The sequence below is a fragment of the Enterobacter sp. PL1 genome, from assembly GCF_945957325.1.
GTDB classification, from domain to species: Bacteria; Pseudomonadota; Gammaproteobacteria; order Enterobacterales; family Enterobacteriaceae; genus Enterobacter; species Enterobacter roggenkampii.
The window spans coordinates 85,533-102,657 of record NZ_CAMFKT010000004.1 but is presented as its reverse complement, the minus strand read 5'-3'; the positions used below and the strand labels follow the sequence as shown (position 1 = coordinate 102,657).

The window sequence follows — 17,125 nt, the reverse complement described above, 5'->3', positions numbered from 1 at the left end:
TATTGCAACAGTTTGTGACAGACATCGCGGATGACAGTAATAGATGATTGTTATCTAACATCTGAGGTAGATTCAAAGTGGTTATGCAAAATGGGTAAGACCAACGACTGGCTGGATTTTGACCAGCTGGCGGAAGACAAAGTGCGTGACGCGCTAAAACCGCCATCTATGTATAAAGTTATGTTAATGAACGATGATTACACGCCGATGGAATTTGTTATTGACGTGCTACAAAAGTTCTTTTCTTATGATGTAGAACGTGCAACGCAACTGATGCTTACCGTTCACTATCGTGGCAAAGCTATCTGCGGCATCTTCACAGCCGAAGTGGCGGAAACCAAAGTGGCGATGGTGAACGACTATGCGAGGGAGAACGAGCATCCGTTGCTGTGTACGCTGGAAAAGGCCTGATAAGGCATAAAATTGGGGGAGGTGCCTATGCTCAATCAAGAACTGGAACTCAGTTTAAACATGGCTTTCGCCAGAGCGCGTGAGCACCGACATGAGTTTATGACCGTCGAGCATTTACTGCTCGCACTGCTTAGCAACCCATCTGCCCGCGAAGCGCTGGAAGCCTGCTCCGTGGATCTGGTGGCGCTACGTCAGGAACTCGAAGCCTTCATCGAACAAACCACACCGGTGCTGCCTGCCAGTGAAGAAGAGCGCGACACGCAGCCGACGCTCAGCTTCCAGCGCGTGCTGCAGCGCGCGGTATTCCACGTCCAGTCTTCCGGACGTAGTGAAGTGACTGGCGCAAACGTCTTAGTCGCCATCTTCAGCGAGCAGGAGTCACAGGCTGCCTATCTGCTGCGCAAACACGAAGTCAGCCGCCTCGATGTGGTTAACTTTATCTCTCACGGAACGCGCAAAGACGAGCCTAACCAGGCATCGGATTCCAGCAATCAGGTCAATAACAATGAAGAGCAAGCAGGCGGGGAGGATCGTATGGAAAACTTCACCACCAACCTTAACCAGCTTGCTCGCGTTGGCGGTATCGACCCGCTGATTGGTCGCGATAAAGAGCTGGAGCGCGCGATCCAGGTGCTGTGCCGTCGCCGCAAGAACAACCCGCTGCTGGTGGGGGAATCTGGCGTGGGTAAAACCGCGATTGCCGAAGGCCTTGCCTGGCGCATTGTGCAGGGCGACGTACCGGAAGTGATTGCCGACTGCACCATCTACTCGCTGGACATCGGCTCGCTGCTGGCGGGCACCAAATACCGTGGTGATTTTGAAAAACGCTTCAAGGCGCTGTTAAAACAGCTGGAGCAGGACACCAACAGCATCCTGTTTATCGATGAAATCCACACCATCATCGGCGCAGGGGCGGCCTCCGGTGGCCAGGTGGATGCGGCTAACCTGATCAAACCGCTGCTCTCCAGCGGCAAGATCCGCGTGATTGGCTCCACCACCTACCAGGAGTTCAGCAACATCTTTGAGAAAGATCGCGCGCTGGCGCGCCGCTTCCAGAAGATCGACGTGACCGAACCGTCCGTCGAGGAAACGGTGCAGATCATCAACGGCCTGAAGCCGAAGTATGAAGCGCACCACGACGTGCGTTACACCGCGAAAGCGGTGCGTGCGGCGGTGGAGTTGGCGGTGAAATACATCAACGACCGTCATCTGCCGGATAAGGCGATTGACGTGATTGATGAGGCCGGGGCCCGTGCGCGCCTGATGCCGGCCAGCAAGCGTAAGAAAACCGTTAACGTGGCGGATATTGAGTCCGTGGTGGCCCGCATCGCGCGTATCCCTGAGAAGAGCGTCTCTCAGAGCGACCGCGACACGCTGCGTACCCTTGGCAATCGCCTGAAAATGCTGGTCTTTGGTCAGGATAAAGCCATTGAGGCCTTAACCGAAGCGATCAAGATGGCCCGCGCAGGACTGGGGCATGAGCACAAGCCTGTCGGTTCCTTCCTGTTTGCCGGCCCGACCGGCGTGGGGAAAACCGAGGTAACGGTTCAGCTCTCTAAAGCACTGGGCATTGAGCTGCTGCGCTTTGATATGTCCGAGTATATGGAGCGTCACACCGTCAGCCGTTTGATTGGTGCGCCTCCGGGCTACGTGGGCTTTGACCAGGGCGGCCTGCTCACCGACGCGGTGATCAAGCATCCGCACGCGGTACTGCTGCTCGATGAAATCGAGAAAGCGCACCCGGACGTGTTCAACATCCTGCTGCAGGTGATGGACAACGGGACGCTGACCGACAACAACGGGCGCAAGGCGGACTTCCGTAACGTGGTGCTGGTGATGACCACCAACGCCGGGGTACGTGAAACCGAGCGTAAATCCATCGGCCTGATCCACCAGGACAACAGCACCGATGCGATGGAGGAGATCAAGAAGATCTTCACGCCGGAGTTCCGTAACCGTCTGGACAACATTATCTGGTTCGATCACCTCTCTACCGAGGTGATCCATCAGGTCGTGGACAAGTTCATCGTCGAGTTGCAGGTTCAGCTGGATCAGAAAGGCGTGTCGCTGGAAGTAAGCCAGGAGGCCCGCAACTGGCTGGCCGAGAAAGGCTACGACCGTGCGATGGGGGCCCGTCCGATGGCGCGCGTGATTCAGGACAACCTGAAGAAACCGCTGGCGAACGAGCTGCTGTTTGGCTCGCTGGTGGACGGCGGCCAGGTGACCGTGGCGCTGGATCAGGCGAAGAACGAACTGACGTACGATTTCCAGAGTGCAGCGAAGCACAAGCCGGAAGCGGCTCACTGATTTCTTACGTAGGTCTTAAAAACCGGGCAATAGCCCGGTTTTTTTATGCCTGCCTTTCGCCCTCTCCCTGTGGAAGAGGGCTGGGATGAGGCCACCAGGTTGCCAAAAAATACATCCCCCGGCATAGCCAAATTAAAGCCACAAATAAAAAAGGCCGGGTTTAACCCGACCTTTTAAATATTCATCTGCCATTACAGGCGAAAACAATTAGCGACTACGGAAGACAATGCGGCCTTTGCTCAGGTCGTACGGGGTCAGTTCAACAGTCACTTTGTCGCCCGTCAAAATGCGGATGTAGTTTTTGCGCATTTTACCGGAGATGTGCGCAGTTACCACGTGACCGTTTTCCAGCTCTACGCGAAACATGGTATTAGGTAACGTATCAAGTACGGTACCCTGCATTTCAATATTGTCTTCTTTGGCCATCTAATCCTCTGGGGTATCACTACCAAGTTTTGAACCGGCAAGATAATGCCGAAATTCATCAATTAAGTAAAGAATTGCGCGTTTGAAACGCAGCAAAACAGTTTCGGCGCATTGCCCAAGCGTCACGGTACAACCGAACGGAAAGCGCATTCGTAAAGGGGATACAACAGGATAAACGTCAGGACGTTATCTGAAGCGAAGGTCCCAAACGGCGGCGGGGCAACAGGCAGAAGCTACTCTGCGGCGTAATTATAACACCCTCACAAAAAATATGCGGAAAACATTTAGGCATTGGGCATAAAGAGCGTTCTCGGTATCCAGAAGTCGCGCGGGAGCTTTTCCTGACGACTGGCATCCAGATGCTCGATGTACTGGCGTCGCGGTATCTCAACGGCGCCGAGGGAAGCCGTGTGCTCATTGAGCACCTGACAATCGATCAGGCGTCCGCCGCGCTGGGCAAATGCCTGGCAGAAGACCAGCAGCGCTGTTTTCGAGGCGTTAACCGCGCGGGAGAACATCGACTCACCGCAAAACAGCGTCCCCTGCGCCACGCCATACATGCCGCCGACCAGTGCTCCGCCGTCCCACACCTCAATGGAGTGCGCGTAGCCAAGCTCGTGAAGCTGGTGGTAAGCGGTAATGATATCGCGGGTTATCCATGTTCCCTCAAACCGGTCTTCGGCACAGCCTTCAATGACCTGACCAAAGGCGTGGTTCAGGGTGACGCGGTACGGTGATTTTGCATGGAAACGCTTCATGCTGCGGCTCAGGTGAAACTGCTCTGGCCACAGCACGGCACGCGGATCGGGAGACCACCATAAAATCGGGTCGCCGGGAGAAAACCAGGGGAAGATGCCGCGCTGGTACGCCATCAACAGCCGCGCAGGGCTGAGGTCACCACCAAGGGCCAGCAGCCCATTGGGTTCACGCAGCGCCCCTTCTGGAGAAGGGAACGCGATGTTATGACGAGAAAGCTGGACCAGGCGCATGACAGCAAAACTCCAGTACGCGAGTGAGGACGCTACAAATATAGTCTACAGACGCTGTTTAAACTGGAAGTAGCGACCCTGTTTCGCCAACAGCTCTGCGTGACTACCTTGCTCAATAATGTGTCCGTTGTCCATCACAATTATCCGATCAAAACTCGCCAGTCCGCGCAGGCGGTGCGTAACCATCAGGACGGTTTTACCGGTCATGACATTGGCCAGCAAATCAAGGATTTGGCTCTCGGTCGTGGCATCCAGCCCTTCGGTAGGTTCGTCAAGTAGCATCAGCGGCGCATCGTGCAGCAGCGCGCGCGCAATCGCCAGACGGCGCAGCTCTCCGCCGGAAAGCTGACGACCGCCTTCACCGAGCCAGCTGTTCAGTCCATCGCCCTCAAGCAGCTTATGCAGACCGACCTGTTCCAGCACGGCGCGAAGCACATCATCAGAGGCCTCTGGCGCAGCCAGCAGCAGGTTATCGCGCAGGGTGGCGCTAAACAGATGCACCCGCTGCGGAACGACGCTGACGGTTTTGCGCAGGGCCTGCTCGCTGAAATCGGTCAGCAACGTATTATTAAAACGAATCTGACCGCGCTGCGGGTCCCAGGCGCGGGTCAACAGCTGCAGCAGCGTCGATTTACCGCAGCCGGTACGGCCGAGGATCGCAATCCGCTGGCCGGCATTCACAGAAAGGGTGATACCGTCCAGCGCGTTCTGCGCCTGTTTGTCATAGCTGAAGGTAACATCTTCAAGCGTCAGCGCAACCTGCTCAGGGACAGCGGTCTGCCCGGCACTGAACGTGACTTCAGGCTCCTGCTCGGCAATCTGGGTGATGCGCAGGGCAGAGGCGATGACCTGCCCCAGATGCTGGAAGGCGCCCGTCACCGGAGCCAGCGCTTCAAACGCGGCCAGCGCACAGAAAACGAAAAGGGCAATAAGCGGACCCGGCTGTGTGTTTCCCCCAATATCGCCGGAAGCCAGCCACAGCATGGCAATCACCGCCACGCCGCCGATCAGCATCATCAGCGCCTGAGAGAAGGCCGTCAGTTCCGACTGACGGCGCTGGGCCTCATGCCAGTTCAACTCCGTACTTTCCATCCGCGCGCGGTAGCGCTTGCTGGCACCAAAAATGGTCAGCTCTGCCTGCCCCTGAAGCCAGGCGGTCAGCTGCTGGCGGTAGTCCCCGCGCAGGCGCGTCAGGTTTTCCCCGGTGGATTTCCCGGCGCGGTAAAACAGCGGCGGCAGAACGATAAGCGTCAGCAGCATGATCCCGCCCAGCGTCAGCGCAACGGGAACATCCAGAACAGACAGCCCCAGCGTGACCACCACAATCACCACAAACGCGCCCACGATCGGGGAAATCACGCGCAGGTAAAGGTGATCCAGCGTGTCAACGTCCGCCACCACGCGGTTAAGCAATTCGCCCTGACGAAAACGCGCCAGCCCGGCAGGGGAGAGGGGCAGCAGTTTGCTAAAGGTATAGATACGCAGGTGCTGCAGCACGCGGAAAGTGGCGTCGTGGCTGACCAGCCGTTCGAAATAGCGTCCGGCAGTACGGGTGATGGCGGTACCGCGAACCCCGGCGGCCGGAAGCATATAGTTGAAGCTGTATAATCCGGCGAACCCCGCGACGGCCGAGGCCGACAGGAACCAGCCGGAAAGCGTGAGCAGGCCGATGCTGGCGAGCAGCGTGACAATCGCCAGCACAATCCCCAGCGTCAGCATCCATTTGTGGCGTTTATAGAGCGCAAGATAAGGCAGCAGAGCGCGCATCAGATATCCTCCTGACGGTTCGCCAGCAGGGTCGCAAATGGCCCCTGGGCGGCAACGAGAGAGGCGTAGTCGCCTTGCTCAACAATACGGCCGTTTTCCATGACCCAGATCTGGTCCCAGTCGGCAATCCCTTCCAGCTGGTGGGTGACCATCAGGGTGGTTTGCTGCAGGGAGGCGGCGTTAAGCGCTTCCATTACGCGCTGCTCGCTGTGTGCGTCAAGGCTGGCTGCGGGCTCGTCCAGCAGCATAAGCTGGCATGGGTTAAGCAGCGCGCGGGCAACGGCCACACGCTGCGCCTGCCCGACCGACAGCCCGGCGGACTGGTCGCCGACTACGGTATCCACCCCTTGCGGCAGCAGCGGCAGAAATTCGCTGACCCAGGCGCGGTCGAGAACCGATTGCAGCTCATCTTCACGCGCGTCCGGGCGCGCCAGAAGCACGTTTTCGCGCAGCGTCGCGGCGGGAAGCTGCGGGTTTTGGCCTACCCAGCTGAGCTGTTTACGCCAGGCGTCAGGATCGAGGTTACGCAGTTCGGTTTTGTTGATCCGCAGTGAACCCGTGTAGGCCATAAATCCGGACAACGCGTTCAGCAGAGAACTTTTCCCGGAACCGCTGATGCCGACAAGCACCACGCGTTGTCCGGCAGGTAAGGTAAAGTTCAGCGGACCGGCGAGCACTTTGCCTTCGGGCGACAGAATGGAAAAGCCCTGCGCTTCAATGGTCACCGGATCTTTAGCATTCAGCGTGACGTCACCGCGCTCCGGGTGGGCCAGCGGCGTTTCCAGGAACGTTTTCAGGCTATCGGCGGCGCCAACCGCCTGGGCTTTGGCGTGATAGAAGGTCCCCAGATCGCGAAGCGGCTGGAAAAACTCCGGCGCCAGGATCAGCGCCAGGAAACCGGCGGAAAGGGTCACCGCCGTGCCGTAATGGCCGAAATCCAGCGCGCCGAGGTAGGAGAAGCCGAAGTAGACCGCCACGAGGGCAATCGACAGTGAGGTGAAGAATTCCAGTACGCCGGAGGACAGGAAGGCGAGGCGTAACACTTCCATGGTGCGCTGACGGAAGTCCTGCGACGCCAGGCGAATATTTTCGGTTTCTGTTTCACCGCGGCCAAAAATGCGTAACGTCTCCATGCCGCGAAGGCGATCGAGGAAATGACCGCTCAAGCGACCCAATGCCAGGAAGTTTCGGCGGTTGGCATCCGCAGCTCCCATGCCGACCAGCGCCATAAACAGCGGGATCAGCGGGGCGGTGCCCAGCAGAATCAGCGCCGCCATCCAGTTCACCGGGAAGATGGCGATCACGATCAGCAGCGGAACGAAGACGGCAAGGGCCATCTGCGGCAGATAGCGCGCGTAGTAGTCATGCATATCGTCAATCTGCTCAAGGATCAGCGTCGCCCAGCTACCGGCCGGTTTACCCTGGATCCACGCGGGCCCGGCTTCCTGAAGCCTGTCGAGCACCTGACGGCGGATCTCGTAGCGGATGTGCTGTCCGGCGTGAAAACCGACACGCTCACGTAGCCACACCACCCAGGCGCGCAGGATAAAAATCAGGATCAGGACAATAAAGGGCAGCAGGAGCGCTTCGCGTGGAATGTTCTCCATGATCATGTGATTAAGAATGCGGGCCAGCAGCCATGCCTGGGCAACAATCAACAGACCGCTGACGAAACCCAAAAGACGGGAAATCGTAAGCCAGCGGCGGGAAAGAACGCTTTGCTGTTTCAGCCAGCGTGTTAACTCTTGTTGACGGGTTTTTTCCATTGCGTACTTTGCAGGTGACGTTATTAGAAGTTGGGCAGCGCAATGTTACAACGGGGAGACAATAAAGGCGACTTATCGTCGCCTTTATTTACGTTTGTTACTGACTTGTAAAGATTATTTACCTTGTTCAGCCAGTCCATCGAGGTAGCGTTCAGCGTCCAGCGCGGCCATACAGCCGGTGCCCGCAGAGGTGATCGCCTGACGATAAATATGGTCCATCACGTCGCCAGCCGCGAATACGCCCGGGATGCTGGTTTGAGTCGCATTACCGTGAATGCCGGACTGCACTTTGATGTAGCCGTTTTCCAGCTCCAGCTGGCCTTCGAAGATCGCGGTGTTCGGGCTGTGGCCGATAGCCACGAACAGACCCGCCACTTCCAGCGTTTCGACGTTATCGGTGTTCTGGGTATCACGGATACGCAGACCGGCAACGCCCATCTGGTCGCCCGTCACCTCTTCCAGGGTGCGGTTGGTGTGCAGCACGATGTTGCCGCTTGCCACTTTATCCATCAGGCGTTTGATCAGGATCTTCTCCGCGCGGAAGGTCTCGCGACGGTGGATCAGGTGCACTTCAGAGGCAATGTTGGCCAGATACAGCGCCTCTTCCACGGCAGTGTTGCCGCCGCCGATAACCGCGACTTTCTGGTTGCGATAGAAGAAACCGTCGCAGGTGGCGCAGGCAGAAACCCCGCGGCCTTTAAACGCTTCTTCGGATGGCAGACCGAGATAACGGGCAGAGGCGCCGGTAGCGATGATCAGCGCGTCACAGGTGTATTCACCGCTGTCACCCGTCAGGCGGAACGGACGGTTCTGCAGGTCGACCTTGTTGATGTGATCGAACAGAATTTCGGTTTCGAATTTAGCGGCATGCTCGTGCATGCGCTCCATCAGCAGCGGCCCGGTCAGGTCGTTCGGGTCCCCTGGCCAGTTTTCCACTTCGGTGGTGGTGGTCAGCTGACCGCCTTTTTCCATACCGGTGATGAGTACCGGGTGCAGGTTAGCGCGTGCAGCGTAGACCGCCGCGGTATATCCCGCAGGTCCAGAACCAAGGATTAGCAGCTTACTGTGTTTGGCCGTGCCCATGAGATCCCCATTGTTGTTGGCAGACATTTGGCTGGATTGTAGGGAATTTGTTGCCGTAAAAAAAGAGCGCAGCAATTTTGATATCAATCTGTGTAATAGCCGTGGACGATGAATCGCGCGCGATAACATCACGTTTTCTTAAGAAAACCGGTCGTTTATAAGGCAATAAAATGAGGATTAATACCCTGTCGTAATGAATATCCGGCATGTTGTACTAAAAAACGATGTTTTGCTTTGACAATCCCCTGCGCTTTTGCGAAAACATTCAAGGAAGAAAAAAAACCGCGTTAACCGTATGCCGCATAGGCATGCACGTAAATGCCATTTTTACCGGGTCAGTGAAATCTACGCATGGCGTGGACAGACGCCATACGTGATGTCGGTGACAGCCTTCGGGCAACGGTCTTCTTACCAACAGAACCCGAATCCGCATCGCGTCTAATACAAAACCAGGCGATGTGATGACTAACGGGTACAGGCTCTGAACAGTGATGTGCACAGGGTCCAGGCAGGAGTAGGGAAGGAATACAGAGAGACAATAATAATGGTAGATAGCAAGAAGCGCCCTGGCAAAGATCTCGACCGTATCGATCGTAACATTCTGAATGAATTGCAAAAGGATGGGCGTATTTCCAACGTCGAGCTTTCAAAACGTGTGGGACTTTCCCCGACGCCGTGCCTTGAGCGTGTGCGCCGACTGGAAAGACAGGGTTTTATTCAGGGCTATACGGCTCTGCTGAACCCGCATTATCTGGATGCCTCACTTCTGGTATTTGTTGAGATTACTCTGAATCGTGGTGCGCCGGATGTATTTGAGCAATTTAACGCCGCTGTACAAAAACTTGAAGAAATTCAAGAGTGTCATCTGGTGTCCGGTGATTTCGACTACCTGTTGAAAACCCGTGTGCCTGATATGTCCGCCTACCGTAAGCTGCTGGGGGAAACCCTGTTGCGTCTGCCGGGCGTGAACGACACCCGTACTTATGTGGTAATGGAAGAGGTCAAACAGAGCAATCGTCTGGTTATTAAGACGCGCTAACACGGAACAGGTGCAAAATCAGCGTAGTTTGATTACACTCCTGTTAATCCATACAGCAACAGTGCCGGGGAGTCCCGGCGCTGTTGTCCGTTTTAGCAAACAGGCAGGATATGCCTGATACCTGGAGAGCCTTTCTTGAGCCAGGAATACACTGAAGACAAAGAAGTCACACTATCGAAGCTAAGCAGCGGACGTCGTCTCCTCGAGGCTTTGCTGATTGTTATTGCCCTTTTTGCCGTCTGGCTGATGGCAGCCTTACTCAGTTTCAACCCCTCTGATCCCAGCTGGTCACAAACTGCATGGCATGAGCCTATCCATAATTTAGGCGGTGTCCCCGGTGCCTGGCTTGCGGACACGCTGTTTTTCATTTTCGGTGTGATGGCCTACACCCTTCCCGTCATTATCATTGGCGGATGCTGGTTTGCGTGGCGTCATCGTCAGAACGATGATTACATCGACTATTTCGCCGTCTCGCTGCGCCTGATTGGCGCGCTGGCGCTGATTCTCACTTCCTGCGGGCTGGCAGCGATCAATGCGGATGATATCTGGTACTTCGCCTCTGGCGGGGTAATCGGCAGCTTATTAAGTTCCGCGCTTCAGCCGATGCTGCACAGCAGCGGCGGCACGCTGGCGCTGCTGTGCATCTGGGCCGCCGGGCTGACGCTGTTTACCGGCTGGTCTTGGGTGAGCATTGCCGAGAAAATTGGCAGCTTTATCCTCACCATTCTGACCTTCGCCAGTAACCGTACCCGTCGTGACGATACGTGGGTGGATGAAGACGAATACGAAGATGAAGAGGAAGACGATGCGCCTGTGCAGCGTCGCGAGTCTCGTCGTGCCCGAATTCTGCGCGGTGCGCTGGCGCGTCGCCAGCGTGTTGCTGAGAAATTTGCCAACCCGCTGGGCCGTAAAACCGATGCGGCGCTCTTCTCCGGTAAACGCATGGATGAAGACGAGCAGGTTGAGTACCGTGCCGCAGAGACCGCCGTCGATCCTGATGATGTGCTTTTTTCCGGTAGCCGTGCCACGCCGGGTGACTTCGACGAATACGATCCACTGTTGAACGGCCACTCGGTTACCGAGCCGGTTGCGGCTGCCGCCGCCGCGACGACCGCTGCGCAGGCGTATGCCGCGCCTGTCGACGCCGTGATGCCATCCGCGCCGGTCCCGCCGCCGGAATCCGTTATTCAGCAACCTCAGGTTGACTGGCAGACTGCGCCGGGTGTTCATACGCCGGAGCCCGTTATTGCGCCTGAACCTGAAAGCTACATCCCCGTGCAGCAGGAACAGTGGCAGCAGCCTTATCAGCCGCCGCAGCCTGAGTATGCACCGCAGCAATATCAGCAGCCAGTGTCCCAGCCTTATCAGGAGTACGTGCCTGAACCCGTTGAACCTGTGCAGCCTTACGTTGCACCGCAGCCTGAACCTGAGCCTGAAATCGTGGAAGAGGTGAAGCCTGCGCGTCCACCGCTGTACTATTTCGAAGAAGTCGAAGAGCGCCGTGCGCGTGAACGCGAACAGCTGGCCGCCTGGTATCAGCCTGTGCCTGAACCGGTGCAGGAGCCGGTTACGAAGGCGCCTTCTGTTCCGCCGGTCGACCCGACGCCTGCTGTAGCACCCGTAGCGGAAGGCGTTAAGCAGGCTACTGCGGCCGCAGCAGCGGCGGCACCGGTCTTTAGCCTGGCAACAGGGGGCGCACCGCGTCCTCAGGTGAAAGAGGGGATTGGTCCGCAACTGCCTCGTCCTAACCGCGTCCGCGTGCCAACCCGCCGTGAGCTTGCTTCTTATGGCATCAAGCTGCCTTCCCAGCGCATGGCTGAAGAAAAAGCGCGCGAGTCTGAGTACGACGATGATGCTGATGAAATGCAGCAGGACGAGCTGGCCCGCCAGTTCGCTGCGCAGCAGAATCAGCGCTACGGTCAAGACTATCAGCACGACGAACCTGCGCTGGAAGACGAAGATGATGCGGCAGAAGCCGAATTAGCGCGCCAGTTTGCGGCAACGCAGCAGCAGCGTTACTCCGGTGAACAGCCGGCAGGGGCAAATCCATTCTCGCTGTCGGACTTTGAATTCTCGCCGATGAAAGATCTGGTGGATGATGGCCCAAGCGAGCCTTTATTTACCCCGAGCGTGATGCCGGAAGCTGAGCCTGTGCGCCAGCCGTCACCATCGACCTACACACAGCAACCTGTTCAACAGCCGTATGTGCAACCACAGCAGCCGCAGCAACAGCAGTTCCAGCAGCCTGCGCCACAGCCGCAGGAGAGCCTGATTCACCCGCTGCTGATGCGTAACGGTGACAGCCGTCCGCTGCAGCGTCCAAGCACGCCGCTGCCGTCGCTGGATCTGCTGACGCCGCCGCCAGCTGAAGTCGAGCCGGTTGATACGTTTGCGCTGGAGCAGATGGCCCGTCTGGTTGAAGCCCGTCTGGCTGACTTCCGTATCAAGGCGGACGTGGTGAACTACTCGCCGGGTCCGGTGATCACCCGTTTTGAACTGAACCTGGCGCCGGGCGTAAAAGCCGCGCGTATTTCCAACCTGTCCCGCGACCTGGCGCGTTCGCTGTCAACCGTTGCGGTGCGCGTGGTGGAAGTGATACCGGGCAAACCGTACGTTGGTCTTGAGCTGCCGAACAAGAAACGTCAGACCGTCTACCTGCGTGAAGTGCTGGATAACACCAAGTTCCGTGATAACCCATCCCCACTGACCGTGGTGCTGGGTAAAGATATCGCTGGCGATCCGGTGGTGGCAGACCTCGCAAAAATGCCTCACCTGCTGGTCGCGGGTACCACCGGTTCCGGTAAGTCCGTCGGTGTGAACGCCATGATCCTCAGCATGCTCTATAAAGCGCAGCCGGAAGATGTGCGTTTCATCATGATCGACCCGAAAATGCTCGAACTGTCGGTCTATGAAGGTATTCCACATCTGCTGACTGAAGTGGTCACCGACATGAAAGACGCCGCCAACGCCCTGCGCTGGAGCGTGAATGAGATGGAACGCCGCTACAAGCTGATGTCTGCGCTGGGCGTGCGTAACCTGGCCGGCTATAACGAGAAAATCGCCGAAGCGGCGCGCATGGGCCGTCCGATTCCGGATCCGTACTGGAAGCCGGGTGACAGCATGGATGCCCAGCATCCGGTGCTGGAAAAACTGCCTTATATCGTGGTGCTGGTCGACGAATTCGCTGACCTGATGATGACCGTCGGTAAGAAAGTGGAAGAGCTGATTGCCCGTCTGGCGCAGAAAGCGCGTGCGGCCGGTATTCACCTTGTGCTGGCGACCCAGCGTCCTTCCGTGGACGTTATTACCGGTCTGATTAAAGCGAACATTCCGACGCGTATCGCCTTTACCGTATCCAGTAAAATTGACTCCCGTACCATTCTTGACCAGGGCGGCGCAGAGTCGCTGCTGGGAATGGGTGACATGCTCTATTCCGGGCCGAACTCCACCTCTCCGGTGCGTGTTCACGGCGCGTTCGTGCGCGACCAGGAAGTGCACGCGGTCGTGCAGGACTGGAAAGCGCGCGGTCGTCCGCAATACGTTGATGGCATCACCAGCGATACGGAAAGCGAAGGCGGCGGCGGTGGCTTTGACGGCGGTGAAGAGCTGGATCCGTTATTCGATCAGGCGGTAAATTTCGTTACCGAAAAACGTAAAGCGTCTATCTCTGGCGTACAGCGTCAGTTCCGCATCGGCTATAACCGCGCTGCGCGCATCATCGAGCAGATGGAAGCGCAGGGCATTGTGAGCGAGCAGGGGCATAACGGTAACCGCGAGGTGCTGGCTCCGCCACCGTTTGATTAACCTTCCGCGATTGCAAAGAAGGGTAAATCAGCCAAAATTAAGCATTTTCTTCTGTCGCCTGCCTCCGGGCAGGTCCAGAATAGAAGACGGAAACCCCATTTCGGGAAGACGTATTTTAAGGAATAACAATGAAAAAAATCGCCATCGCCTGTGCATTACTCACCAGTTTTGTCGCCAGCAGCGTCTGGGCTGATGCAGCCAGCGACCTTAAAAGCCGACTGGATAAAGTAAGCAGCTTCCACGCCAGCTTCACGCAGAAAGTGACGGACGGCAGCGGCAACGCGGTGCAGGAAGGTCAGGGGGACTTGTGGGTAAAACGGCCAAATCTGTTTAACTGGCACATGACCCAGCCGGATGAGAGCATCCTGGTGTCTGACGGTAAAACCTTATGGTTCTACAACCCGTTCGTTGAGCAGGCCACTGCGACCTGGCTGAAAGATGCCACCAGCAATACGCCATTTATGCTGATTGCCCGTAACCAGGCCAGCGACTGGCAGCAGTACAATATTAAACAGACGGGTGACGAGTTTGTCCTGACGCCGAAAGGCAGCAACGGCAACCTGAAGCAGTTCACCATCAATGTCAGCACCAACGGTACCATTAATCAGTTCGGCGCGGTTGAGCAGGACGATCAGCGCAGCAGCTATCAGCTCAAATCTCAGCAGAACGGCGCCGTTGATGCATCGAAGTTCACCTTTACCCCGCCGAAGGGCGTAACGGTGGACGACCAACGCAATAAGTAAGAGGCGTGAGTGGGCAATCTGTCGCTCGATTTTTCAGATAACGCGTTTCAACCTCTGGCCGCCCGTATGCGGCCAGAAAATTTAGCGCAGTACATCGGTCAGCAGCACCTGCTGGCTGCCGGGAAGCCTTTGCCGCGCGCCATTGAGGCGGGGCATTTGCACTCCATGATCCTCTGGGGCCCCCCAGGCACCGGCAAGACTACGCTTGCAGAAGTGATTGCCCGTTATGCCAACGCGGACGTTGAGCGTATCTCAGCGGTGACGTCCGGCGTGAAGGAGATCCGTGAGGCTATCGAGCGTGCGCGTCAGAACCGCAACGCCGGACGCCGCACCATTCTTTTTGTCGACGAAGTCCATCGCTTCAACAAGAGCCAGCAGGATGCCTTCCTGCCGCATATTGAAGACGGCACGATCTTCTTCATTGGGGCGACCACCGAAAACCCGTCGTTTGAGCTGAACTCGGCGCTGCTTTCCCGTGCGCGCGTTTACCTGCTCAAATCGCTGACGACCGAGGATATCGAAAAGGTTCTCACTCAGGCGATGGACGACAAATCGCGCGGCTACGGCGGACAGGATATCGTTCTGCCTGACGAGACGCGTCGTGCGATTGCCGAGTTGGTCAACGGCGATGCGCGTCGGGCGCTGAACACGCTGGAGATGATGGCCGACATGGCCGAGGTCGACGACGCCGGGAAGCGGGTGCTGAAGCCGGAACTGCTCACCGAAATTGCCGGGGAACGCAGCGCGCGGTTCGATAATAAAGGCGACCGTTTTTACGATCTCATTTCGGCCCTGCATAAGTCCGTGCGCGGCAGCGCGCCGGATGCGGCGCTGTACTGGTATGCGCGTATTATTACTGCGGGTGGCGATCCGCTATACGTCGCGCGCCGCTGTCTGGCGATTGCGTCAGAAGATGTCGGCAATGCCGACCCGCGTGCCATGCAGGTCGCGCTGTCGGCCTGGGACTGTTTCACCCGGGTTGGACCCGCAGAAGGTGAGCGCGCCATTGCGCAGGCGATTGTTTATCTGGCCTGTGCGCCGAAAAGCAATGCCGTCTATACCGCGTTTAAGGCCGCGATGTCTGACGCACGCGAACGCCCGGACTACGATGTACCGGTTCATCTGCGTAATGCGCCGACCAAACTGATGAAAGAGATGGGGTATGGGCAGGAATACCGCTACGCTCATGATGAACCCAATGCCTACGCTGCCGGGGAGGAATATTTCCCGCAGGAGATGGCACAAACGCGCTATTATCACCCCACAAACAGAGGTCTTGAAGGCAAGATTGGTGAAAAGCTCACCTGGCTCGCCGGACAGGATCAAAATAGCCCTATAAAACGCTACCGTTAGTTCAATCGTTGCGGTAATGTTGGCAATTGTATCCTTGTGGCCGCAGGCTGTGGTCACATTTCCTATTTTAATTCGATAAGCACAGGATAAGCATGCTCGATCCCAATCTGCTGCGTAATGAGCCAGACGCAGTCGCTGAAAAACTGGCACGCCGGGGCTTTAAGCTGGATGTAGATAAGCTGCGCGCTCTTGAAGAGCGTCGTAAAGTACTGCAGGTACAAACTGAAAATCTGCAGGCAGAGCGTAACTCTCGATCGAAATCCATCGGCCAGGCGAAAGCGCGCGGGGAAGATATTGAGCCATTACGCCTGGAAGTGAACAAGCTGGGTGAAGAACTGGATCAGGCGAAAGCTGAACTGGATGTTCTTCAGGCCGAAATTCGTGATATTGCCCTGGCTATCCCGAATATTCCTGACGACAGCGTGCCTGTCGGTAAAGATGAAAACGACAACGTTGAAGTGAAACGCTGGGGTACGCCTCGTGAGTTTGACTTCGAGGTGCGCGACCACGTGACGCTGGGCGAAATGCACGCGGGCCTGGATTTTGCGGCAGCGGTTAAGCTGACCGGTTCTCGCTTCGTGGTGATGAAAGGCCAGATTGCCCATCTGCACCGCGCGCTGGCGCAGTTCATGCTGGATCTGCACACCGAGCAGCATGGCTACAGCGAAACCTATGTGCCGTATCTGGTCAACCACGATACGCTGTACGGTACGGGCCAGCTGCCGAAATTTGCCGGCGACCTGTTCCATACCCGTCCGCTGGACGAGGAAGCAGACAGCAGCAACTACGCGCTGATCCCAACCGCGGAAGTGCCGCTGACTAACCTCGTGCGTGATGAGATCATCGACGAAGACGACCTGCCAATCAAACTGACGGCGCACTCTCCGTGCTTCCGTTCTGAAGCAGGATCTTACGGTCGCGACACGCGCGGTCTGATCCGTATGCACCAGTTCGACAAAGTTGAGATGGTGCAGATCGTCCGTCCTGAAGAATCCATGGACGCGCTGGAAGAGATGACCGGCCACGCTGAAAAAGTGCTGGAGCTGCTGGGTCTGCCATACCGTCGTATGGCGCTGTGCACCGGTGATATGGGCTTTGGTGCCTGCAAAACCTTCGATCTGGAAGTGTGGGTACCTGCGCAGAATACTTACCGTGAAATCTCCTCTTGCTCTAACGTCTGGGATTTCCAGGCGCGCCGCATGCAGGCACGTTGCCGCAGCAAATCTGATAAGAAAACCCGTCTGGTGCATACCCTGAACGGTTCTGGCCTGGCTGTGGGCCGTACCCTGGTTGCCGTGCTGGAAAACTATCAGCAGGCAGACGGTCGTATCGAGATCCCTGAAGTGCTGCGTCCATACATGAAAGGCCAGCAGTACATCGGCTAATAATTTGTCTTAAAACAAAAAAGCGCCTCAGGGCGCTTTTTTTATGCCTTTG

Annotated in this window: 12 protein-coding genes and 1 pseudogene; 7 read left to right on the top strand and 6 right to left on the bottom strand. The window is 56.9% G+C overall.

Features of this window, described 5'->3' with window-relative positions:
* Positions 1-90 precede the first annotated feature (90 nt).
* On the top strand, positions 91-411 hold the full coding sequence (gene clpS, locus N6P30_RS05245; RefSeq protein WP_006174393.1) for an ATP-dependent Clp protease adapter ClpS: 321 nt from the start codon (positions 91-93) through the stop codon (positions 409-411).
* Between the two features lie 27 nt (positions 412-438).
* A complete protein-coding gene (clpA, locus tag N6P30_RS05240) occupies positions 439-2,718 on the top strand; it encodes an ATP-dependent Clp protease ATP-binding subunit ClpA (protein WP_014831269.1) in 2,280 nt (759 codons plus the stop codon).
* Between the two features lie 207 nt (positions 2,719-2,925).
* Here clpA and infA read toward each other — a convergent pair whose 3' ends face one another.
* The 6 genes and pseudogenes from infA to trxB form a co-directional block, all read right to left on the bottom strand.
* Entirely contained in the window at positions 2,926-3,144 is a 219-nt protein-coding gene (gene infA / locus N6P30_RS05235; RefSeq protein ID WP_002211347.1) for a translation initiation factor IF-1, read from the bottom strand.
* Positions 3,072-3,245, bottom strand: a pseudogene (locus tag N6P30_RS24620) (hypothetical protein); the annotation flags it as partial. The pseudogene N6P30_RS24620 and the gene infA, both read right to left, overlap by 73 nt.
* 183 nt (positions 3,246-3,428) lie before the next feature.
* Positions 3,429-4,133, bottom strand: coding sequence for a leucyl/phenylalanyl-tRNA--protein transferase (gene aat / locus N6P30_RS05230; protein ID WP_008499991.1), 705 nt, complete (start codon positions 4,131-4,133; stop codon positions 3,429-3,431).
* A gap of 45 nt (positions 4,134-4,178) precedes the next feature.
* Positions 4,179-5,900 (bottom strand): heme ABC transporter ATP-binding protein/permease CydC, encoded by a 1,722-nt coding sequence (gene cydC, locus N6P30_RS05225; RefSeq protein WP_023292893.1) that lies wholly within the window; start codon positions 5,898-5,900, stop codon positions 4,179-4,181.
* A complete protein-coding gene (gene cydD / locus N6P30_RS05220; RefSeq protein WP_023292892.1) occupies positions 5,900-7,666 on the bottom strand; it encodes a heme ABC transporter permease/ATP-binding protein CydD in 1,767 nt (588 codons plus the stop codon). The genes cydC and cydD overlap by 1 nt, the downstream gene beginning before the upstream one ends.
* Positions 7,667-7,780: 114 nt before the next feature.
* On the bottom strand, positions 7,781-8,749 hold the full coding sequence (trxB, locus tag N6P30_RS05215) for a thioredoxin-disulfide reductase (RefSeq protein WP_021240886.1): 969 nt from the start codon (positions 8,747-8,749) through the stop codon (positions 7,781-7,783).
* Between the two features lie 544 nt (positions 8,750-9,293).
* Here trxB and lrp point away from each other — a divergent pair.
* From lrp to serS, 5 genes are all read left to right on the top strand, one after another.
* Complete coding sequence (lrp, locus tag N6P30_RS05210; protein ID WP_000228469.1) at positions 9,294-9,788, top strand: leucine-responsive transcriptional regulator Lrp; 495 nt, start codon at positions 9,294-9,296, stop codon at positions 9,786-9,788.
* 135 nt (positions 9,789-9,923) lie between these two features.
* Complete coding sequence (locus N6P30_RS05205; protein ID WP_023292891.1) at positions 9,924-13,592, top strand: DNA translocase FtsK 4TM domain-containing protein; 3,669 nt, start codon at positions 9,924-9,926, stop codon at positions 13,590-13,592.
* Between the two features lie 128 nt (positions 13,593-13,720).
* On the top strand, positions 13,721-14,335 hold the full coding sequence (lolA, locus tag N6P30_RS05200) for an outer membrane lipoprotein chaperone LolA (protein WP_021240884.1): 615 nt from the start codon (positions 13,721-13,723) through the stop codon (positions 14,333-14,335).
* A 9-nt stretch (positions 14,336-14,344) separates the two neighbouring features.
* Positions 14,345-15,688: a replication-associated recombination protein RarA gene (rarA, locus tag N6P30_RS05195; RefSeq protein ID WP_008499984.1), complete on the top strand. Its 1,344-nt coding sequence runs from the start codon at positions 14,345-14,347 to the stop codon at positions 15,686-15,688.
* A 92-nt stretch (positions 15,689-15,780) separates the two neighbouring features.
* Positions 15,781-17,073: a serine--tRNA ligase gene (gene serS, locus N6P30_RS05190; protein WP_008499983.1), complete on the top strand. Its 1,293-nt coding sequence runs from the start codon at positions 15,781-15,783 to the stop codon at positions 17,071-17,073.
* Positions 17,074-17,125 lie beyond the last annotated feature (52 nt).

Bases quoted from the DNA above. Each gene is read 5' to 3' on its own strand.
- clpS (WP_006174393.1), top strand. From the start codon at position 91: ATGGGTAAGACCAACGACTGGCTGGATTTTGACCAGCTGGCGGAAGAC.
- clpA (WP_014831269.1), top strand. From the start codon at position 439: ATGCTCAATCAAGAACTGGAACTCAGTTTAAACATGGCTTTCGCCAGA.
- infA (WP_002211347.1), bottom strand. From the start codon at position 3,144: ATGGCCAAAGAAGACAATATTGAAATGCAGGGTACCGTACTTGATACG.
- aat (WP_008499991.1), bottom strand. From the start codon at position 4,133: ATGCGCCTGGTCCAGCTTTCTCGTCATAACATCGCGTTCCCTTCTCCA.
- cydC (WP_023292893.1), bottom strand. From the start codon at position 5,900: ATGCGCGCTCTGCTGCCTTATCTTGCGCTCTATAAACGCCACAAATGG.
- cydD (WP_023292892.1), bottom strand. From the start codon at position 7,666: ATGGAAAAAACCCGTCAACAAGAGTTAACACGCTGGCTGAAACAGCAA.
- trxB (WP_021240886.1), bottom strand. From the start codon at position 8,749: ATGGGCACGGCCAAACACAGTAAGCTGCTAATCCTTGGTTCTGGACCT.
- lrp (WP_000228469.1), top strand. From the start codon at position 9,294: ATGGTAGATAGCAAGAAGCGCCCTGGCAAAGATCTCGACCGTATCGAT.
- lolA (WP_021240884.1), top strand. From the start codon at position 13,721: ATGAAAAAAATCGCCATCGCCTGTGCATTACTCACCAGTTTTGTCGCC.
- serS (WP_008499983.1), top strand. From the start codon at position 15,781: ATGCTCGATCCCAATCTGCTGCGTAATGAGCCAGACGCAGTCGCTGAA.